Origin of the sequence: Bradyrhizobium sp. WSM2254 (genome assembly GCF_000472645.1) — a bacterium.
GTDB classification, from domain to species: Bacteria; Pseudomonadota; Alphaproteobacteria; order Rhizobiales; family Xanthobacteraceae; genus Bradyrhizobium; species Bradyrhizobium niftali.
Genome location: NZ_AXAB01000039.1, coordinates 18,956 through 38,222, shown reverse-complemented (window position 1 = coordinate 38,222; position 19,267 = coordinate 18,956). Strand labels below are relative to the sequence as shown.

Genomic DNA, 19,267 nt, shown 5'->3' with positions numbered 1-19,267 from the left:
GCCAATGAAGATCACAGTCGTCCGCACTCACATCCTTCAAGCCGCGCTGTCGCAGTCCTTTGCCTCCTCACGCGGCTGGTATGACACGCGTACCGCCATGCTGGTCGAGATCGAGACGGACCAGGGTATCATCGGCTGGGGCGAATGCTACGGTCCGGCGCGGATGACCGCAGCCGTGGTCGATAGCGTCGCGCCATGGCTCATCGGCGAGGATCCGCTGCGTACCGATTGTCTGTGGCAGATGATCTATGCGCGCTTGCGCGATCACGGCCAAAAGGGTGTTGTCATCGAGGGCTTGAGCGGCATCGATATCGCGTTGTGGGACATCAAGGGCAAGCATTTTGGCGTTCCTGTGCAACAGCTGCTCGGCGGTGCGCAGCGGACGGAGGTCGTTGCTTACGCGACTGGACTGCTCCGGCGGAAAGCGGACGACCCGGTCCGCTATCTCGCCGAGGAGGCGGCGGGCTACGTCGCCGAAGGATTTTCCGCGGTGAAGCTCAAAGTCGGCTTCGGTGTGGAGGCGGATGCGGACGCGACGCGTATCGTGCGTGAAGCGATTGGGCCGACGGTAAAGTTGATGGTGGATGCGAATCACGCGTATGACAGTGTCGCTGCGATACGTCTGGGGCGCATGATCGAGCAGCACGACATCGGCTGGTTCGAGGAGCCAGTGCCGCCGGAGGATATTGCCGGTTATCGGGCAGTAAAGGCGGCGCTCTCGATCCCGATTGCGGGTGGAGAATGCGAGTTTACCCGCTTTGGCTTTCGCGACCTGTTCGTGTCGCGCGCGCTCGATATCGCGCAGCCCGACATCTGCGCGGCCGGCGGGTTGTCCGAATGCAAGAAGATCGCCGACATGGCGGAAGCGTTCGGCGTCCGTTATAACCCGCATGTCTGGGGCACCGGCATCGCGATCGCTGCGTCGCTGCATCTGCTCGCCGTTCTGCCGTCGCACACACCGCCCTCGCTCACACCCGTCGCGCCGATCCTGGAGTTCGACCGCACCGAGTACCCGATCCGGCAGGCGATTCTCAGCGAGCCGATCGAGCACACCCGCGGCATTGTCTCCGTGCCGGACGGGTCGGGGCTCGGCGTCGAGATCGACCGCAAGGCACTGGCGCGATTTGCGGCGCGGTGATGCGTCGATTCCCCGCGCGCGGCAATTGAGCTGACCGGCGGGCGCTGGTCCGCCCTGTGGCCTCGTAACTCCCGCCACATATTTGATGATTGAAGCGACTAAAGCACAACGGCGTAGACGCGCTCCTCGCCAGCTACGGGACGAACTGACCGGGCGCACAGACCGGCCGCTTCCGGTCCGCAAACACGAGATATCGAAAGATGGGGCAATGTTCGCGTCCCGTCGATACCGGAGAGTGCTGCGACTACCGGTCAAGCCAATCTCATACCCTGCAAGCCCGGGCCAATTGACTCCTCAAAAGGCCGCTGGTGCGGTCATACTGTATCCTGAAGCTGCTCAAGAGCTCCGAGTTCCCCGTACTTATTGAGCCGCAGGGTCGCCCCTGCTCTTTCCAGCCCGAAAGCACGAGATACCGAAGGACGGGGGCAAAGTCCGCGTCCGTCGATTCCGGCGGTCCGGGACAGAGCAGGCGCTTACGAACGAGCGGCTGCTATCGTTGCAGCTTTGCATATTGCATACGAGTAGACGAAGTCTTGTTCGATTGCCGAAGGTCATACGGAGCGTCGATTCAAATAAAAGCTCCATCTGCGTGGTAGTCCTGAAGGACGTGCCATCACCACGGTTCCGCACGAGAGGCGACGGTCGTCGTCTGACGCGCCTTGTTGTCGTGTTCAGCCGTGTCCGGTTGAACACATCTATGTCATGAGCCGGACACCAAGGCGTAACTGTTCCGCCAGCGAGGCATGAAGCACATGGATTTTCATCGCTTCAAGCAAGATTCGCGGAATGCTTTCGGCACGTCGATTGCTAGCGCACGGAAAGCGCTCCGTTACCACTATTGCGGCCTCGCTGCCCAGCCCAAGAGAATGAGTCAAACTGCTCGATGATGAAAATCGGTGCGATAGACGCAGAACTGTTGAGTGCGGTTCCGCCAATTGACACTTCGCTGCGTCAGGTAGTGGCAAAACAAGATACGAGATAAGTGCCCCAAAGGGCAGATACCTATCATTGCGGACGGCTCGACAGAGACGACCCAGGACTCTCAGGACTTTCGGGTTCATGCCTTTGCTATCCCCGGAATGACGCAGAAATAAAGCGACGACACGTCAATGTGCAAAAGCCCGATCGACCTGCGTGCTGTCCTCAGCCTCGAACAGATTGATGCGGACTTGTTTCGCGGCAACAATCCAAACACAACCTCGCAACGCGTGTTCGGCGGCCAATTGATCGGGCAAGCAATGGCCGCCGCATGCCGCACGGTGAAGGATCGGCTGCCGCATTCGCTACACTCCTATTTCATCAAGCCCGGCGACCCGCAGGTGCCGATCATTTACCGGGTCGAACGCTTGCGCGATGGCAAGAGCTATTCGACCCGCGGCGTCACCGCGATCCAGCGCGGTAACGCAATCCTATCCATAATGGTCTCGTTCCATGCCGAGGAGCAGGGCACCTTCGACCACCAGGACAAGATGCCCGACGCGCTAACGCCGGCAAAACTCACGCCGGCGGAATGGTCCAACCGGGAGACGTGTTCCGAAACAGCGGAATTCATCCGCCACTATTATGCGATCGAGTTGCGCCCGGTCGAGATTGGCCGTTATGTCGGCCAGAAGATTGAAGACGGCCACGTTCACATTTGGATCAAGACCGCTGCGAGACTGCCAGAGGATTCGGCGCTTCATATATGCGCGCTGGCCTATGCCTCCGATTACACGCTGCTCGATTCGGTGATGGCACGCTATGGCCGAACGCCGTTCGACAAACGGGTGATGCCCGCAAGCCTCGATCATGCGATGTGGTTTCACCGCCCGTTCCGCGCCGACGACTGGTTGCTTTACGCGCACGAGTCGCCGAGCGCACAGGGAGGGCGCGGCCTTGCGCGGGGACTGATCTTCAAACGCGACGGCACGCTGGCGGCGACCGTTGCCCAAGAAGGCGCCCTGCGCGAGTCACGCTAGGCCTTCACTCGGCCATTCGCTTGCGCACTTGCCGTACGCTGGCGATATTCCTGTCGAGCAAATGCGGGCATGAGGCGGCTCCTCCTGAAGTTGTTCGATGATGTTCCTTGCATGGCCGAAGTGCGGGACGTTGTTCCTGCGCGGCCGGAAGAGCTTCTCGGTGAAATAGCATCCTTGCGGAATCCGATCTGAGCTATTTCATCCGAACCTAGCGAGCATCAGGGAACCGACGCCATTGTCAACCGGCAGAGGTCCGTGATGCTATAGACCGGCAACTTCGAAAGCCGACGGATCGCTGGGGCGACGATCGGAAATGCCGCGCATTCGAACAGGATGGTTGCGATCTCCGGATGTGCGGCGTGCAATCTCGTGATGCAGGCGGCCAGATCCCTTTCGATGGCGGCGACATCGATTGGTGGTGCCGGACGCTTCAGTTCGTCATGCCAGAACTGTCCGCCTTCGATACCGCCGATCACGATCCTCGCCAGCTCGGCCGGATCATCAACCCCAAGCAGGTCTTCGTCACAACAGGTCGAGTCGTAGGTCAGGACTGCGATCTTGGCTCGCGGCGGCTGCTGGCGGAGCAACGCCGGTAACAGGAGCAAGCTTGACATTATTACGGGCACGTTTGCTGACGCCGCCACCGCCGGTTGATGTCGGATAGAGAAGCCGCAGCTCGAGCTTATCGCAGCCGCGCCTCGCTCAACCAGCCGCCGAGCGGCGGCGATGAAGGCCGGCTCAAGCGCTGGATCGCCGCGAACAACGTTCTCCACCCAAGCTCCCGCGACCGTTTCCAAGATGGTCGGAAAGTCGAATGTCTCCGGATTCAGCATTGAGCCCGCCACTGGCGTTGGCGGCGTGGCACCAGGCCGAAGCCCGCGTTCGAGGTGGAGGATGCCAAGAGAGCGTGGGATTTGCGATGTCATGGACGAAGCAGGGCCTGCTTTTAAGCCTCTCACTTACCTGACAGCGAGCAAGAGCGAACCTACTAAGATTGGCAGTATTCTGGAGTCAGACTTGCGCAGTACCTGCCATCTAGGTGCGTCGGCAATTGTGGACAACTGGAATGCCTTTTGCTGTTTCGAAACGCGGCTTCCGAGCCGGGGAGTACAGGCCTCAAGTTCAGCAACACCGATTGTGACCATCCCTCGGAGCTGCCGTCGTTCGCTCACGGCGGGGCGCAGCGGTGGCGAGCGACGGCAGCGAAAAGGGGCCAACCATTCCTTAGTGGGCTTGAGCGTCGTTAAGCCGCGACCTTGAGCATCTCCTTACTTGTGCTTTTGCGCTTGAGTTTTGTCCGGATTTGCCCATCACCAAAAGCAAACCCTCGAGCCGAATCCTGTGCGCGAGTTCGGTAAAGAGCGCAACAGATTGATGCGTCGAACGATGCCGCTCTACCAGCAGCGAAGAGGTAAGCATATGGCCGTCATGGGAATCGCTGGGCAGCGCCTTCACCTGTGCGAGGACTCACTGCCTCTAGCGTGCGCCGGCGAAAGCTCAACGACCAGTGGCAGGGCCGCGAAGTGGCGGCGTGGATGAACCGAATGCATTGCAGACTACCAACGGAAACTTGCCCTTCAGCCAGGCGCGCCACCACGTAGAGAAAAATCGTCGCAAGCGGCGACCAGGCGCGTATCTTTGCCATCGACAAAAACACGAGCAGCGGAACGAAACCTGGATCGATGGGACGGAGCTGTCACTGCTACCATGGGCCTTTGCGCCCATACTCTATGTGATTTGGTAGCTGCACTAGCGATTAACCAGTGGTTTAGTCGTGTCGAACCGGGCGGCGATCGAGCAGGCACAAATATTGTCCTGAACGTTCGCTTCGGAGTGAAAGGGTACGTGCGGCTTGGCTTCCGCGGGAGACAGAGGCTAGCGAGGGATGCTGCTGGGGCAAATTTGGCGGAGATCTAAAGAACGGATCGACAACGCAATTGATTCGGAAAGATACAGTGGTGGATCGTGACGCATTTTAGATCGGTGCCGGTGCTTCAACTCGCGTCAATCGCAAATACTAAGCAGTGCCGCGCTCACGGTGTCGGCAGGCGCGCATAGCGTCGCCGATCATAGCAAACAGCATGAGCAAACGGAGTCCTCGATGGAAGTGTTATCGCATCTGCGGGTCGTCGAAATCGGTAGCTCGGCCGCGACCAGCTATTGTGCGCGGTTGTTTGCCGATTTCGGCGCCGACGTGCAAAAGGTCGAGCCGCCACGAGGCGATCCACTTCGCCGCAGCGCGCCGCTCACGCCCGATGGTCAGAGTGCGTGGTTCGCATTTTTGAACTTCAACAAGTCAAGCATCATCTTCGATCCCACCGAACTGGACGCGATTACACGGGTGACGGGATTAATTGGAGAGTGTGACATTCTGATCGATGGCCGCGATGTTGATCCCGCTGATTGCCCGTCTGTCGATATCGCTGCGATCCGGCAGCGACGCCCCGGGTTGATCTACCTCGAAACAAGCTGGTTCGGCCGCCAGGGGCCCTATGCGGGATTCGCCGCGACCGATTCGACGGTGCGCGCACTAGCCGGCCTGGTAAAGCTGGTTGGACCGCTCGAAGGTCCGCCCTTGCATGCGCCGGATTTTCAGACGGGTATTCTTGCCGGACTGTGGGGCTTCATCGCTGCGGCTTCTTCGGCCATTGCGCGAATGCAAGGTGGGGTAGGACGGTCGTGGTCGCTCAGTATTTTCGAATCGAGTCTAGCTCTCAGCGAGTATCCGATATTCGAGGCGTTTGCGCACGGTGACGTGATGCGTCGGCTTGGGATAAACCGCTTCTGGCCGAACTTTCCGACCGGCATTTACGAAACCAAAAAAGGTCAGCTCGGCGTAACGACCGTCACAACAACACAGTGGCGGGCATTCTGCGATATGCTCGGGCTGTCCGAATTGCGTGATGATCCCGCCCTGACCTTCAACGAGGGTCGTCTCCAAAATATGGAACAGATCGAACGACGGTTCATGCCGAGGCTGAAGACACGGACAGCGCAGGAGTGGTTTGCGGAAGGACTAACGCGCAAAATCCCGATCGTCCCGGTGCCAGAAATATCCGATCTACTTCAAGACCCAGAGAAGAAGGCGCGCGGTGCAATCGTGCCCGTCTGGCTTGGCGAAGAAGCTGGCCTGACCGCCGGCTCGATGCAGCGACTGACGTTGACGCCGCCGCGCCGGGGCGGAAAGGTTCCGGCTGCCGGCGAACAGCAGGTTTTCGCCGATATCCGAGCAAACGAGTCGGTCATTCCAGCGTCGCCGCGTTGCATCGATGCCGATCGGCGGCCGTTGGAGGGGATTCGCGTCGTCGATTTCACAATGGGCTGGGCGGGGCCATTGTGTACCCGCACACTGGCGGATCTTGGTGCAGACGTCATCAAGATCGAGGCTATCCAATATCCGGATTGGTGGCGGGGCGTTGACCGCCATCCAGGTTACGTGGAAGACCAGATGTACGAGATGGCGGCATGCTTCTGCATCATGAACCGCAACAAGCGCGGTATCACGCTCGACCTGACGCGGCCGCAAGGCCTCGCTCTTGCCAAGCGGTTGTTGGCCGGAGCCGATATTGCCGTCGGCAATTATTCAGTCAACGTCCTGCCGAAGCTCGGGCTCGGTTACGAAGCGCTCAGAACGCTCAACCCTCGGTTGGTCATGATGTCGATGTCAGCGTTTGGGACGGACAGCGTCCATCGCGATTGCCGGGCCTATGGCTCGACTCTCGAACAGGGCTCTGGGTTGCCTGGCGTAATCGGAAACCCGGGCGGGCCACCCGTTATGAGCCATATCGCGTTTGGCGACCCCGTCGGCGGGTTGAATGGCTGCGCCGCAGTTCTGGTTGCACTGATTCACGCCTGTAAAACCGGACACGGGCAATTCATCGACCTGGCGCAGATCGAATGCATGATGCCGTTTGCAGCGCCATGGATCACCGTCCATTCGATCGGTGGTACGTCACCGCCAAAATATGGTAATCTGCATCCGCAGTTCGTGCCGCATGGCTGTTTCCGATGTGCGGGTGAGGACAACTGGATCGTGGCAGCTGCGACCGACGCGGACATGTGGCAGAGACTTGCGATCCTAATTGGTCGACCAGACTGGGCGGCGGACCCATCGTTGAAATCTGCACAAGCTCGCCGCAGCATCGAGGATGTGATCGCGAGAGCCATCGAAGACTGGACTCTCGCCCGCGATGCGGATCAGGCCATGTCCGAGTTGCAAGCCGCAAGAGTTGCGGCCGGCGTGGTCCGCTTGCCAATTGACCTACTCAAGGACCGGCATCTCGGCTCGCGCGCATTTATGCAGAAGGTTGAACGCGCTTTCATGGGCCCGCATCCGCAGCCATCGATGCCCATTCGGGAAAGCACAACGCCCTATGCCATCCGTGCAGCGGCGCCGACGCTCGGACAACACAACGGAGAGATATTATCAGGTCTTCTCGGGCTCTCTGACGACGAGATCGCACGGCTAACGGAGGAGGGCATCATTGGTACGACGATGCTCTCCGAAGCGGAGCTCGCAAAAACAAAGGAGGCGTCGGACTAGCGAATATAGGGGGATGTTCTAGATCGCCGAGCCCTCAGAGTTGGCAGATCGGCACCCAGTTAGCGCATCGTTTTTGTCTCGGCTATCCACATCTTCTGCAGAGCTCATTGGCTTTCTGTCTGCTGCCCCTCGCCGATTTCTCAACAGTTGGCGCGCCCAGCAATCCATCTGGCGCAAGCAGACTTTGGGCGATCGCGAGCGCGGGCCGTAGGTGCGCTGCTCCAGGGCAGGAACGAGCACTCTTCTGGAGGTGCTTACCGCCTTGCCGCGAAGCGAATTCTCTCAGACTACATCGATATCGATCGACCGAGAGAGCCGTCAAACCGTTTCCTAGCCGAAACAACTAAAATCTAGTGTGAGTCAATTGCGCATCGCGCTTAGCCGGGATTGGCAGCTCCGTTTCTCACAACACAAATTGCAATACTGCGAAATCGACGACTCGCGTAGATCGAAGCATAGGCGTGGCTCTCGACCTAATAGCACCACTACTAATCCCAGTAGGTTCGTCGTCTCCGGTTCTCCGATAATTGAAGTGCGAAGCAAGGCATGCCAGGAAGCGTGCCTCGCGCTGAGATCTACTTCCTTGTTGATTCAACTGCGTGCTGCGGAGAGACGGCTATGGCTGAAGTCACTAGCGAGGCAGATAAGATGCAGGCTCTCGAAGCGCTGGAATCAAACGTCCGCTCGTACTCACGGTCGTTTCCGGCAATTTTCAGTCGGGCGCGCGGCTCCATCATGTTAACGGAGGATGGTCGCAAGGTCATCGACTTCCTCTCCGGTGCTGGAGCGCTGAACTACGGCCACAACAATCATCGGATCAAAGCTGCTCTTGCTGACTACCTAGCATCGGATGCTGTAGTCCACGGCCTGGACATGGCCACTCCTGCGAAGCTCGAATTCATAGAGACTTTCAACTCTGTCATACTTCAGGAGCGGGATCTGCAATACCGGTTCCAATTCACAGGGCCAACGGGCGCCAATGCTATCGAGGCAGCAATAAAGCTCTCACGCAAGGTCACAGGACGTCAAAGTATAATATCATTCACGCATGGGTATCATGGCATGAGTCTAGGAGCGATTGCCGCGAGCGGTAATCGCTTTTATCGCACAGCCAGCGGCGTTTCTTTGTCGGGCGCAACTTTCATGCCTTACGACGGCTACCTTGGATCGGAAGTTGATACGGCTGATTACCTGCGAAAGGTGCTGACGGACGAGAGTAGTGGCATCGATTCTCCAGCTGCCATTCTTGTCGAAACCGTGCAGGGGGAGGGCGGTATAAACGTAGCTCGCAAGGAGTGGCTGCAATCAATTCAAGCGATAGCAAAGAACGCTGGCGCGCTCTTCATCGTTGACGACATCCAGATGGGCTGTGGTCGCACGGGCGAATTCTTTAGCTTCGAATTCGCCGCGGTGTCGCCAGATATCATTGTAATGTCAAAATCGCTAAGCGGGTACGGTCTGCCATTATCAATGTTGTTGATTAAAGAGGAATTCGACGCATGGCGGCCAGGCGAGCACACGGGCACGTTTAGAGGAAACAACCTTGCACTCGTATCTGCAACCGCGGCCATAGATGTTTACTGGCGGGACGATACGTTCTCGCAGGAGGTTCAGCGGATGGGACAGGTCATGCGGCGCCGACTTGAGGCTGTTGCATCCGAGTACAGAAACAGTTTTGCTGTTCGAGGGCGGGGTATGGCCTTGGGGTTTGACTGTCAAATGCCCGAAATCGCAGAGGCTACGTCGCGCAAAGCATTTGAAAAGGGACTGATTGTCGAACGATGCGGCCCCGTTGATCAGGTCGTAAAATTCTTGCCTGCGCTCACCATCGACTTTGATACTCTAAATCAAGGCCTTGAGATATTCGAGGAGGCGTTGTGCCAGTCTCTGAAAGAGACGACCGTGGCAGTGATGTGACTTGCCGCTGCTTGCCCAGATGAGAAGGAGATATCATGGCCTACGAGACCATCAAATATGAGGTCGTCGATCAAATCCTCACGCTTACGTTGAATCGGCCGGAGAAGCTCAACGCCTGTACTGCCACTATGGAGCGGGAAGTCGTCGATGCCTTCGATCGCGCCGACAGCGACAATGACGTCCGTGCCGTCATCGTGACCGGTGCGGGCCAAGCCTTCTGCGCCGGGGCCGATCTTTCGTTCGGCGCTGACACATTTGATCGCGACGCGCGGCGCGGGCCAGTGAAGCGGCTGCTGAATGGTACGGTGGACTACAGTGATCCAAAGGTCAGCGACGGCGGCGGCAAGATTGCCATGCGGATCTTCAAGTGCCTCAAGCCTGTCATCGCCGCGGTGAATGGGCCGGCCGTAGGTATGGGGGTCACCATGCAGCTTGCGATGGACATCCGCATAGCGTCTGAGGCCGCGCGCTTCGGCTTTGTGTTCTCCCAACGTGGCCTCGTGCCGGAGGGGGCCTCGAGCTGGTTCCTGCCCCGCGTCGTTGGCATCGCCCAAGCGCTCGAGTGGTCCTACAGCGGGCGGGTATTCCCGGCGCAGGAAGCTCTCGCCGGCCGGCTGGTCAGCAAAGTCGTGCCGCCCGATCAACTACTGCCCACTGCACGTGCACTCGCCAACGAGATCGTGGAGAAGACCTCAGCCGTATCGATCGCGCTGATCCGACAGATGATGTGGCGCATGCTGGGCGCCGATGAACCCATAGAAGCCCACAAAATTGAGAGCCGCGGCATGTATGCGCGCGGCCGTTCCGCAGACGCCAAGGAGGGCGTGATCGCCTTCCTTGAGAAGCGGCCCGCAGTATTCAAAGACAAGGTGCCCGCTGACATGCCGGATTTTTTTCCATGGTGGACGGAGCGAGAGTACAAATAGGCAAGTATTTCCCCGTTCCGCCAAGCAAAGCGCGAGCTGGCGCCGTGCGTCCGTGATGGTGTTCTTTCAAAATTTGGTGTTCCACGCACGCTCGCATCGAAGCCTTAGCGTGAGCGAGGTTATCTTGTCGATGTTCACGCGCGTTCTAGAGGATGAATGCTTAAGAGCAGTTACCCCACATCGGAGTGGCCCGTCCACATCATCTGCCGTATGCTGCGGCCCATTGACCGGCTACCGGCGCTCTGCTTCCATTGAAAGTTGATGGGTGCAAAAGTCCGCCTGCTCGAAATATCGAAAATCATCGTCGTCCTCACCAGAACAGGTAGTGTCTCGATTCATCGCTAATGCTCTACCATCTACTTGCCGCGTAGCTTTTGACGCAGCTCATCAGGATAGGAGCAAGTTGCAGCGATGAACGTTTTAGTTAATCCGTTGAACGTCTCACGCTTCCTTCGGGCATATGACGACTCTGCCGCGCAGAAGGGCATTGAGCTTTCGATAGGATTTGATTTTCATGAATATGTCTCGATCACGCAAGGCCTTCCAACAAAGAAGCCGACATATCCAAATTTCCGGCCAGATAGGTCGCCAATTGAATCAGGCGAGGGATATTGGATGATAGGCCTCGACAAGAACAAGGAGGTCGCGCTTGTTGAGGCTGCTCGACTCTATGACCTTTCGCACAGCAACTTTGCTGAACATCTTGAATCCCTAAAGGCGTTTTACGCTGATCCGACCGTACATGCGCATCCTCAGGACCGCTGCGCTTGCACGGCACCAAGCGCGAAGAAGATAACTGGAAGAGTAGCCTATCACGGTGATTTTTGGTTGCGCAAAGACTTTAGAGGACAGGGCATGCCCGAGATCATGGCTGCAGTGTTACGTGGGGTGTCGTTTGCCATGTGGACACCTGACTTCGTAGTTGGCCTTGCAGAGCGTTGGCTCCTCGATAAGGGCGTCCTTGCGCAATACGGACACACGCATCACGAACCCGGTGGGTCAATACTGCATCTGGTAGAAGAAGATATTATGGATGACGATTTACTTGTTTGGCTGACCGCTGGGGAGCTGAGAAGCCTTGTTGATCGTAGCGCCAAAAACGAGTTGTCTTCAACCCTGCGGGTCTCGTCGGCATGATCACGCCGTGGATAACTACGCGCCTCTGAATCATGCGCAGTGCGCTCACGGACGCTGTCGCGGCATGCGGATCCAAAGGAATTCCGAAAGTGAGAAGTGCCCAAGTTCGGTTCGTGCGCGAGGCCGCTTCGATGCTATGCTTCGAGATACAAGGTCAGCGAAATGGTGTTCGAGTTGAATGCGCAAAGCAACTATCGGCCGTTCCTCGCAAAGGAAGCCAAATCCTGCGGGCATGCCGCGGTTGGAAAGCGTCGCGATGCTCCGGTCGTCTTGATCTCGCTTCAGAACGATACCGATGTTCGGGAGAAAACCTGGGATGGAGGAGCCGCAAGAGGCGGACGAGCGACCACTCGCGTTCAGCCGTTCAGAACGGGCACATAATTCGAAGAGGATAACGTGAACCAGGGAATTGCAGGTTCGAACGCGGCAGGAATTTCGCGCGTTGGGCAGAGGTCTCAGGAGAGCTTCGCCCGCGCGCGGCTGGTTTTCCCTGATGGGACGTCGCGAGTGACCATCGAGCGGAATCCGGTCCCGCTCTACATCGAGCGAGGAATGGGCAGTTATCTGTTCGATGTCGATGGCCGTCGGTTTCTCGATCTCAACGGAAATTTCACAACGTTGATCCACGGGCACGCCTTCGCACCCGTCGTCGCGGCGCTGACCCACCAGTTGCAGCGCGGCAGCTGCTTCGCAAATCCGACGGAGAGCGAGATCGAACTCGCCGGATTGCTTTGCGGCCGCATTCCGCAAGTTGATCGTGTTCGGTTCGTCAACACGGGTACTGAGGCCGTGCTGTTTGCGATCAAGGCTGCACGGGCCTTCACCGGCCGCTCGAAAATCGCCAAGCTCGAAGGTTCTTATCATGGCGCGTACGACTGGGCTGAGGTCAGTCTCGCGGCGACGCCGGACAGTTGGGGTGATCCCACTGCACCTAACTCTACGGCGTTTTATCGCGGAATGCCTGCAAGCGTGCTCAATGAAGTCGTTGTGCTCCGCTTCAATGATGCCGAAGGCGCACGCCAATTATTGTCATTGCATGGACACACTCTTTCCGCCGTCATCGTGGATCCGATGCCAAGCCGCGGGGGTCTAATTGCGCCGAAGCCAGAATTCATTGCTGCGGTTCAGGAAACAGCCCGCAAGAACGGCATTCTGGTGATTGCTGATGAAGTTCTAAATCTTAGGCAGGGTTTCCGAGGGGCCTCGGCCCGCTATGGGCTTGTTCCTGACCTCGTCACGATGGGCAAGATCATCGGTGGCGGTCTGCCGATCGGAGCAATCGGCGGTCGCGAGGACGTGATGAAAGTATTCGATGCCTCAGCGGGTCCACCGCTGCTTCCGCAAGGCGGCACATTTTCCGCCAATCCACTATCCATTGTAGCGGGCCTTGCGGCAATGCGGCATCTAGATCATGCCGCTTTGGAACGTCTTGAGACATTTGGCAACATTATCCGCGACGGGATTAGTCGCGCCATCTCGCACCGGCGTGCGCCACTCTGCGTGACTGGAGCGGCCTCGCTCTTTCGCGTCCATCCGATGGCGCAACCCCCCAATGAATATCGTGAGGCCTATCCTGGGCCCCCAGCAGCGGCACTGATGAAGCAGCTCACGCACTTCTTTGCAGAGAACGGCATAATCCTGCCGTATGGGGCTGCCGCTTCGATCTCTACGCCGATGACTCGCACAGACGCCCACTTCATCGTCGATGTGTTCGCAGGCTTTCTCGATAGCCATCAAGACATACTGGACAGGATGGAGCTACGGAGGTGACGCGGACAACAGTTGCGACAACCTCGGGCTGCGTGTGGGGATCTCGCGTGTCCGACTGCGGCGAGATGAACGTCCTAAATCCGGTGGAGGCGCTCCAAGTCGTCGTTCTCAAACCTGGCTAGTCGAGCCTTCTGGCCCTGCATCGGGACGGGATCTAATGCCGAACAGGATCGATCTTTGGGCTTATTCTGGCTCGTATAGATAGATCGCGCTGCATCGCGCGCGCACTAGAAAACCCGTCTTGGCGGTGGGAGATCGTATTGAACACGCGCGCAGTAGGCTGCCGGATGAGATATTGGGGGCGGCGTTTCTTCCTAGGCGGTTAATCGACGAACTGTTCGTGACACGACATTGTAACTAATTGCTAATCTCTGGGCCAGAAAAAACGTTCGACCCATTGTGAAGTCGGAGACGGCTTTTGCGTAGCTGCTGGATGAGAAGCTTTCGAAGCTCGAGTTGTGATGACTGCTCGCAGCGCGTCCAGTGGATGAGGCATTGACAACGATGATGCTGTCACTCCGGCACACCGATGTGCACGCCCGATGCTGTGCGTCGCTCCTTGCGGTCCTTGGATATCCATTAAAGGGCAAACTGAAGGGACACGGTGATCAGCACGTTCTCCTCGTGACTAGAGCAGCGCGCGGGATTGAATTTGAGATGGCGCGCCGGTTCTTGGCTGATGGCTATCAGTTCCTGCGTTGTGGCGACAAGAGTAGAGTAGAACTGGGTGGATGATCCTATGCCCTCCCGGAACAACGGAGGTGAGAGGATCTGTTAATCGAGTGCGGGCGCGTTGGGCGACAAAGCGACTTTGGTGAACAATGCAGGCGTCTCTGCGAAGCGCACGGCCAGGAGTTCCCCTGGTTTTCGCGGATATCGCTCAAGTAATGGCCGAAATCTCAACGATCGCTTTCTTCTTATATAGCTTTTTGGCGCCAGAAATGACTGCATAAGGCAATCTGCGCATCGTCAAAGTCGGATCATTAGCATGCCGTGCCATGCTGTTGATCGCAGGCCCGCGCTACACCGCATCGAAGGTGGGACTAGTTGTGTTAAAATTGGCGCGCGCTGCTGCCCGGATCTCACGCCACACGATATTACAACCAATTATCGCGCTTGGCCGGAGTCATCCGACTGGGCCACCAGAAGCTGCGGTCAGCCGCTCCCGCGCTCATCTCATTCCGCTGGCCGCTTTGGAACGGAAGAGGTAACGCGCGTTGTGGCTTCTTGCCTGTCGCCAAATGCGAGATTGTGTGGCTTAAGCGGGGAAACTCCCCGCCGATGATATCGATCGTTGCGCTAGCGGGCTTGAACGACCAGACGCGATCCAATGTACGCCACATATACGAGCATTGCCGAAGAGCACGCCATCAGCACTGTCAAAGTGATGCGCGCACATCAGATTAGTCGATCGTTTGCGCGTTCGAAAAGTGCCATCGCGACGCCTTCGCCGTCGCAGTTGGACGCAAAGAACTTTCGACCAGTCAACTACCAACGGTCGTAATTGATCTAGATCACCAAAGCATGCCACCTACGGTCTGAGCGTCGGGCCGCATTCACGGAATTGTTGGGACGAGGCCGGCTCCCGCCAGACGTTATGTGCCCTCCGAGGAGCGTTCGGAACGTCAGAAGGCTATGATGTTTGCAGCGCGTTGGGTCAGAGCCTCACTCACGTGCCCTCAGAGGAATGAAGTATCGGACCGTTTCGAAAGGCGCGGTTGTAGAGGTCGATAATTCTCGCGAGAAGTTGGACGCTGAGGCGGGCTGTTTATCCGATCGAGGCGCCCCACCTGCCGAACACGGTGCCTGAGAATAGCCCAACAAAAAAGGAGATAGGGTATGCGGCGCAATGATGAGATGAAGCTTGGACTGTTCCTCGCTCAGGCGGGATATAACGAAGGTGCGTGGCGCGATCCGAGCGTGCCAGCGAATGGCGGAGTTGACATCGACCATTATGCTCGCTTGGTAGCGATTGCCGAGCAGGCGGCATTTCACTTCGTGTTTCTTCCGGATAGTCCAAGCGTGGTCGAAAAGGACCACGCTAGCATAGCTCGTGTAAGCCGGAATGATGGATTCGAGCCAATCACGCTCTTGTCCGCGCTTTCGGCGAGAACACAATACATCGGCTTGGTCGCGACAGCGACGACCACGTACCACGAGCCTTATCATCTGGCGCGCATGTTCGCCTCACTTGATCACCTATCGCGGGGGCGTGCCGCTTGGAACATCGTCACCTCGGGGAACAAATTCGAAGCCCCAAATTTCGGCGCAAAAGAACTTCCAGATCATGACGTGCGTTATGATCGGGCCAGAGAATTCGTACAAGTTGTCAAGGGACTTTGGGACTCTTGGGAAGACGACGCTTTCACGCGGGACAAGGAAAGTGGCATCTTCGCTGACACTTCCAAGCTGCACTTGCTTAACCACCGAGGGGACTACTTCTCAGTCAGAGGTCCACTAAACGTTGCGCGGCCGGCGCAAGGCTATCCTGTCTTGGTTCAGGCTGGTGCATCCGATGCCGGAATACGGTTCGGTGCAGAACTCGCAGAGGTGGTATTCACTGCCGAACCGTCTTTAGAGAATGGTAGACGGTATTACGCAACCCTCAAAGAGAAGGCGCGCGCACTTGGACGGGAGGACGATCAGGTGGCCGTCATGCCGGGCATCGTCCCAATCGTCGGGACGACAACCCAAGAAGCGCATGAGAAGCTTCAAAAGCTAGAATCTTATACGCATATCGATGTCCAAATTGATACGGCCGATCGTTGGCTGGGGGCTGTCACCGATCTGCGGTCAATGAACCTCGACTCATTGGTCCCCGAGTCGTTACCGCAGACGAACCTCATCCAGAGCCGCCAGAAGGTGCTACTCGACTTGGCTGTACGCCAGAAATTCACCTGGAGGCAACTGATCAGCTTGGTTTCGAGCTGCCGTGGCCACCTGATGGTTCTCGGAACACCGGACGAAATTGCAAACAAGATGGTTGATTTCTTTGATCAACGTGCCGCTGACGGATTCAACGTCATTCCGGCGATGGTTCCCAGTGGACTCAAGGATTTCGTCGACCTCGTCGTTCCAGAATTGCGCCGACGAGGCAAGTTCAGATCCAGATACTTCGGACAGACACTAAGAGAGAACCTTGGCCTCAAGCGGCCGTTCAATCAGTTCATGCACGCAAGTGTAAGCAGTCATCCGTCCTCGGATAATTTTGGGGCCAGGGAATAGGTATGTCTGGGTCGAACAGAGCATGAGCGGCAGCAGAAATCCCGCATCGTGCTCGCTGCAGCTTCTAAGGAGACTGCGGGTCTCGCTTGTCGTGTCTGTGTAGTAGGGAATGCCGCGCTGGTGCGGTCATGCCATCTGCCTCATTACTACTGTCCTTCCGTCGGCACTGGCACAAGGGCCCTCCGCGATCTCGCCCCATCTGATGTGGTAGCTGCCCAAGCGACGTAGCAATAGGTTACTGCATTTGGCGAGGAGTGCGGATCAAGCGGCCCTCAGGATTAGTGCTGTACCTCCCGTACGAACCGATGTCGTGAAACTGCGGGTCCTGCGCACTCATGTAAGCGATCCGTGCATGCTTGAGAGATGGAATGGAGAACAAAATGCAACAGGGGACCCCGCTCTCAAATAATCGGCCGACCGAACATTTTCGGAACACCGCCTACATGATTGACAAGAGCCGCCCGTTTTTCGATGCAGCTCACGCGGCTGGTCTCATGGCTGTCCAGGGACGTTCTACGTCCGGCCGCACCGTCGTTTTGGGCAGCGGCCCTCTTGCGGAGCGCCCGGAGATTAACGATTTCGTGCGATGCTCATACCTGGGCTTGGACAATCATCCCTTGATCGTCGCTGGCGCGATCGACGCGATTGAGGCGCATCGGTCGTTGCACTGGTCATGTGCACGGACGCGGCTCAATTTCGATCTTCTCGCAGAGCTTGAAACAGACCTGTCGGAGATGTTCTGTGCACGTGTCATCGCCTCTTCTACCGTCATGCTTGCTAATCTGGGCGCGATGCCCCTCCTTGCTTCCGGTCAGTTGACGGGCGGAAGAAAGCCGGTCGTCGTGTTCGATCGGATCGCCCACATCTCGCTCGCTTATCACAAGCCGGTGGTCGCCGATGAAACCCGGGTGGAAACGATTGCGCACAACGACATCGACGCTCTCGAACGCTTGTGTCGCGAACATCCGGTGGTCGCCTACGTGTGCGATGGTGTTTATTCCATGGGGGGAAATGCGCCCGTCGAAGAGCTGCGTCAGCTCCAGGAACGTTATGGACTCTTTCTCTATATCGACGATGCTCACGGGATATCGCTGTTCGGACGCCAAGGCGAGGGATTTGCTCGCTCTCAGTTTCCACAACAGCTGGGTGACCGCACAATCATAGTAGCCTCGTTGGCCAAGGGATTCGGTGCATCTGGCGGCATGTTGATGCTCGGAACGGCTGATCACGAGGCTCTATTTCGACGCTACTCCATTCCCTATGCGTTTTCGGTGGCCCCCAATCTGGCGGCGGTCGGCGCGGCGCTTGGCTCCTGCAAGATTCATCGTTCGGCAGAACTCGGCGAACGACAGAGGCGGTTGGCGCAACGGATCGCGATCTTTGATAATCGTATAGCAACCGCCGAGCAGGGCAATTCACTTCCGATCAGAATGGTCGCTATCGGATCGGAAGCCGAGGCGATCGTAATTGCAAGAGAGCTTCTCGATTCGGGTTTCTATACTCTGGTGACGTTCTTCCCGACGGTTGCCCAAGGAAAGGCAGGGATTCGGGTGTGCATTACGGCCGATCATGAGGTTCGCGATATAGAGCGGCTCTGCGACCGCATCTTGGAACGGTTGCCCGAAGCAACGGCAAAGCCTCGTATGCCGTCCGCCCCTGCCCTGAGGTGATGCCCGGCCATTTAGTGGAGAAAATTCATGGAGCTGCCCGATACAGCCAAGTTGCTATCACTGTCTGCTGACAAGCAGGATGAAGGCTTGCCGACACTCAATCCGGCGTTCTGCTGCGAAGACATCTCCGGGCCACCGAGGCCAACGTCCTCGGCGTGTGCGTACACGTGCGCGAATATTCTTGCAGAATTCAGCTACGTCCAATTGAGATATACGTTTATTGTAGGTCAGCGAGCACAAGAAAACCGTTTGACACTCGCGACATTGGCGCGCCGCATTGGCACCAATATCACGCCCGCGCGCCGCGCGTTTTCGCAGCTGGTTCCAACCAATGCGGCGAACGCAAACCGGCGACTCGTAACGGTCGTACGGGTGCCGAAGCCGGCCGAACTTGGCGAACTCCTGAAGTGGCGCCTCGCGCTGTACTTGCCATTCGCGATCGCAACACCGCTTCATCCCATGTCCGACTGCAGCGGATTCAAAGTGTCGGCGTTCCGCGTCGCCATGCTCGAGCCTGGTCAGCCGAGTCCTGGCATGGATGTTGGCAGGATCTGGTCCCGCGCCAAGCCGATCATTGCGATCACGGCTGCTGCTAAAAATAAGCTGCACTGCATGATGTGGTTTCTAGAAGAAACAATCGTGACTTGTGGGTCCCGCGACCTCAAACAAGCGTGCGACGGCATATTCCATGAGCTCGCCGCGCGCATAACGCCTGCTTTCAGCACACTTTCCGACGAATACTCCATACCACCGTACTTGCGCCGATTGCTGGGTTCTCCTCCGGAGAAACGCCGCCCCACTGTGAAACCGGAAACAGCGATGCGGAGCGGCAGGAACCGAACACGCGATAGCTTCAAATGGGACGTTAGGCAACTCGGCAAGAGCTTGAGGCAACGACAACAATACGTCCTTCTGAGGGGGGCGCGGCTGTGCTTTTCCGGCGCTGTGGCCTTGCTCGATACGACCGTTGCGACCGCTTGACG

The 19,267-nt window shown here is 57.6% G+C and carries 11 protein-coding genes; 10 read left to right on the top strand and 1 reads right to left on the bottom strand.

The genetic code is table 11. The features are described from left to right. Positions 1–4 precede the first annotated feature (4 nt). Positions 5–1,138 (top strand): mandelate racemase/muconate lactonizing enzyme family protein, encoded by a 1,134-nt coding sequence (locus A3M7_RS0126810; protein ID WP_027546693.1) that lies wholly within the window; start codon positions 5–7, stop codon positions 1,136–1,138. 1,109 nt (positions 1,139–2,247) lie between these two features. Beyond that, a complete protein-coding gene (locus tag A3M7_RS0126805) occupies positions 2,248–3,096 on the top strand; it encodes an acyl-CoA thioesterase II (RefSeq protein ID WP_027546692.1) in 849 nt (282 codons plus the stop codon). A gap of 218 nt (positions 3,097–3,314) precedes the next feature. Here the strand turns inward: A3M7_RS0126805 and A3M7_RS50675 are convergent, their stop codons facing one another. Next, on the bottom strand, positions 3,315–3,929 hold the full coding sequence (locus A3M7_RS50675; protein ID WP_371090217.1) for a hypothetical protein: 615 nt from the start codon (positions 3,927–3,929) through the stop codon (positions 3,315–3,317). Positions 3,930–5,197: 1,268 nt separating this feature from the next. On the opposite strand from A3M7_RS50675, the gene A3M7_RS0126795 reads away from it, so the two are divergent. The 8 genes from A3M7_RS0126795 to A3M7_RS0126755 all read left to right on the top strand — a co-directional run bounded on the left by A3M7_RS0126795 (position 5,198) and on the right by A3M7_RS0126755 (position 19,265). Next, positions 5,198–7,639, top strand: coding sequence for a CoA transferase (locus A3M7_RS0126795; protein ID WP_027546690.1), 2,442 nt, complete (start codon positions 5,198–5,200; stop codon positions 7,637–7,639). Positions 7,640–8,287: 648 nt separating this feature from the next. Continuing rightward, complete coding sequence (gene ectB / locus A3M7_RS0126790; RefSeq protein WP_027546689.1) at positions 8,288–9,556, top strand: diaminobutyrate--2-oxoglutarate transaminase; 1,269 nt, start codon at positions 8,288–8,290, stop codon at positions 9,554–9,556. A gap of 35 nt (positions 9,557–9,591) precedes the next feature. Then, positions 9,592–10,482, top strand: a complete 891-nt coding sequence (locus tag A3M7_RS0126785) for a crotonase/enoyl-CoA hydratase family protein (RefSeq protein ID WP_027546688.1) — start codon at positions 9,592–9,594, stop codon at positions 10,480–10,482. Positions 10,483–10,893: 411 nt separating this feature from the next. Next, complete coding sequence (locus A3M7_RS0126780) at positions 10,894–11,619, top strand: hypothetical protein (protein WP_027546687.1); 726 nt, start codon at positions 10,894–10,896, stop codon at positions 11,617–11,619. Between the two features lie 507 nt (positions 11,620–12,126). Continuing rightward, the gene (locus tag A3M7_RS0126775; RefSeq protein ID WP_245284327.1) at positions 12,127–13,389 is read left to right on the top strand and encodes an aspartate aminotransferase family protein; all 1,263 of its coding nucleotides are present in this window, start codon (positions 12,127–12,129) and stop codon (positions 13,387–13,389) included. A gap of 1,839 nt (positions 13,390–15,228) precedes the next feature. Continuing rightward, positions 15,229–16,614, top strand: a complete 1,386-nt coding sequence (locus tag A3M7_RS44975) for an LLM class flavin-dependent oxidoreductase (RefSeq protein ID WP_049823703.1) — start codon at positions 15,229–15,231, stop codon at positions 16,612–16,614. Between the two features lie 368 nt (positions 16,615–16,982). Then, the gene (locus tag A3M7_RS0126760; protein ID WP_027546685.1) at positions 16,983–18,284 is read left to right on the top strand and encodes an aminotransferase class I/II-fold pyridoxal phosphate-dependent enzyme; all 1,302 of its coding nucleotides are present in this window, start codon (positions 16,983–16,985) and stop codon (positions 18,282–18,284) included. A 27-nt stretch (positions 18,285–18,311) separates the two neighbouring features. Continuing rightward, positions 18,312–19,265, top strand: a complete 954-nt coding sequence (locus tag A3M7_RS0126755) for a hypothetical protein (protein WP_027546684.1) — start codon at positions 18,312–18,314, stop codon at positions 19,263–19,265. Positions 19,266–19,267 lie beyond the last annotated feature (2 nt).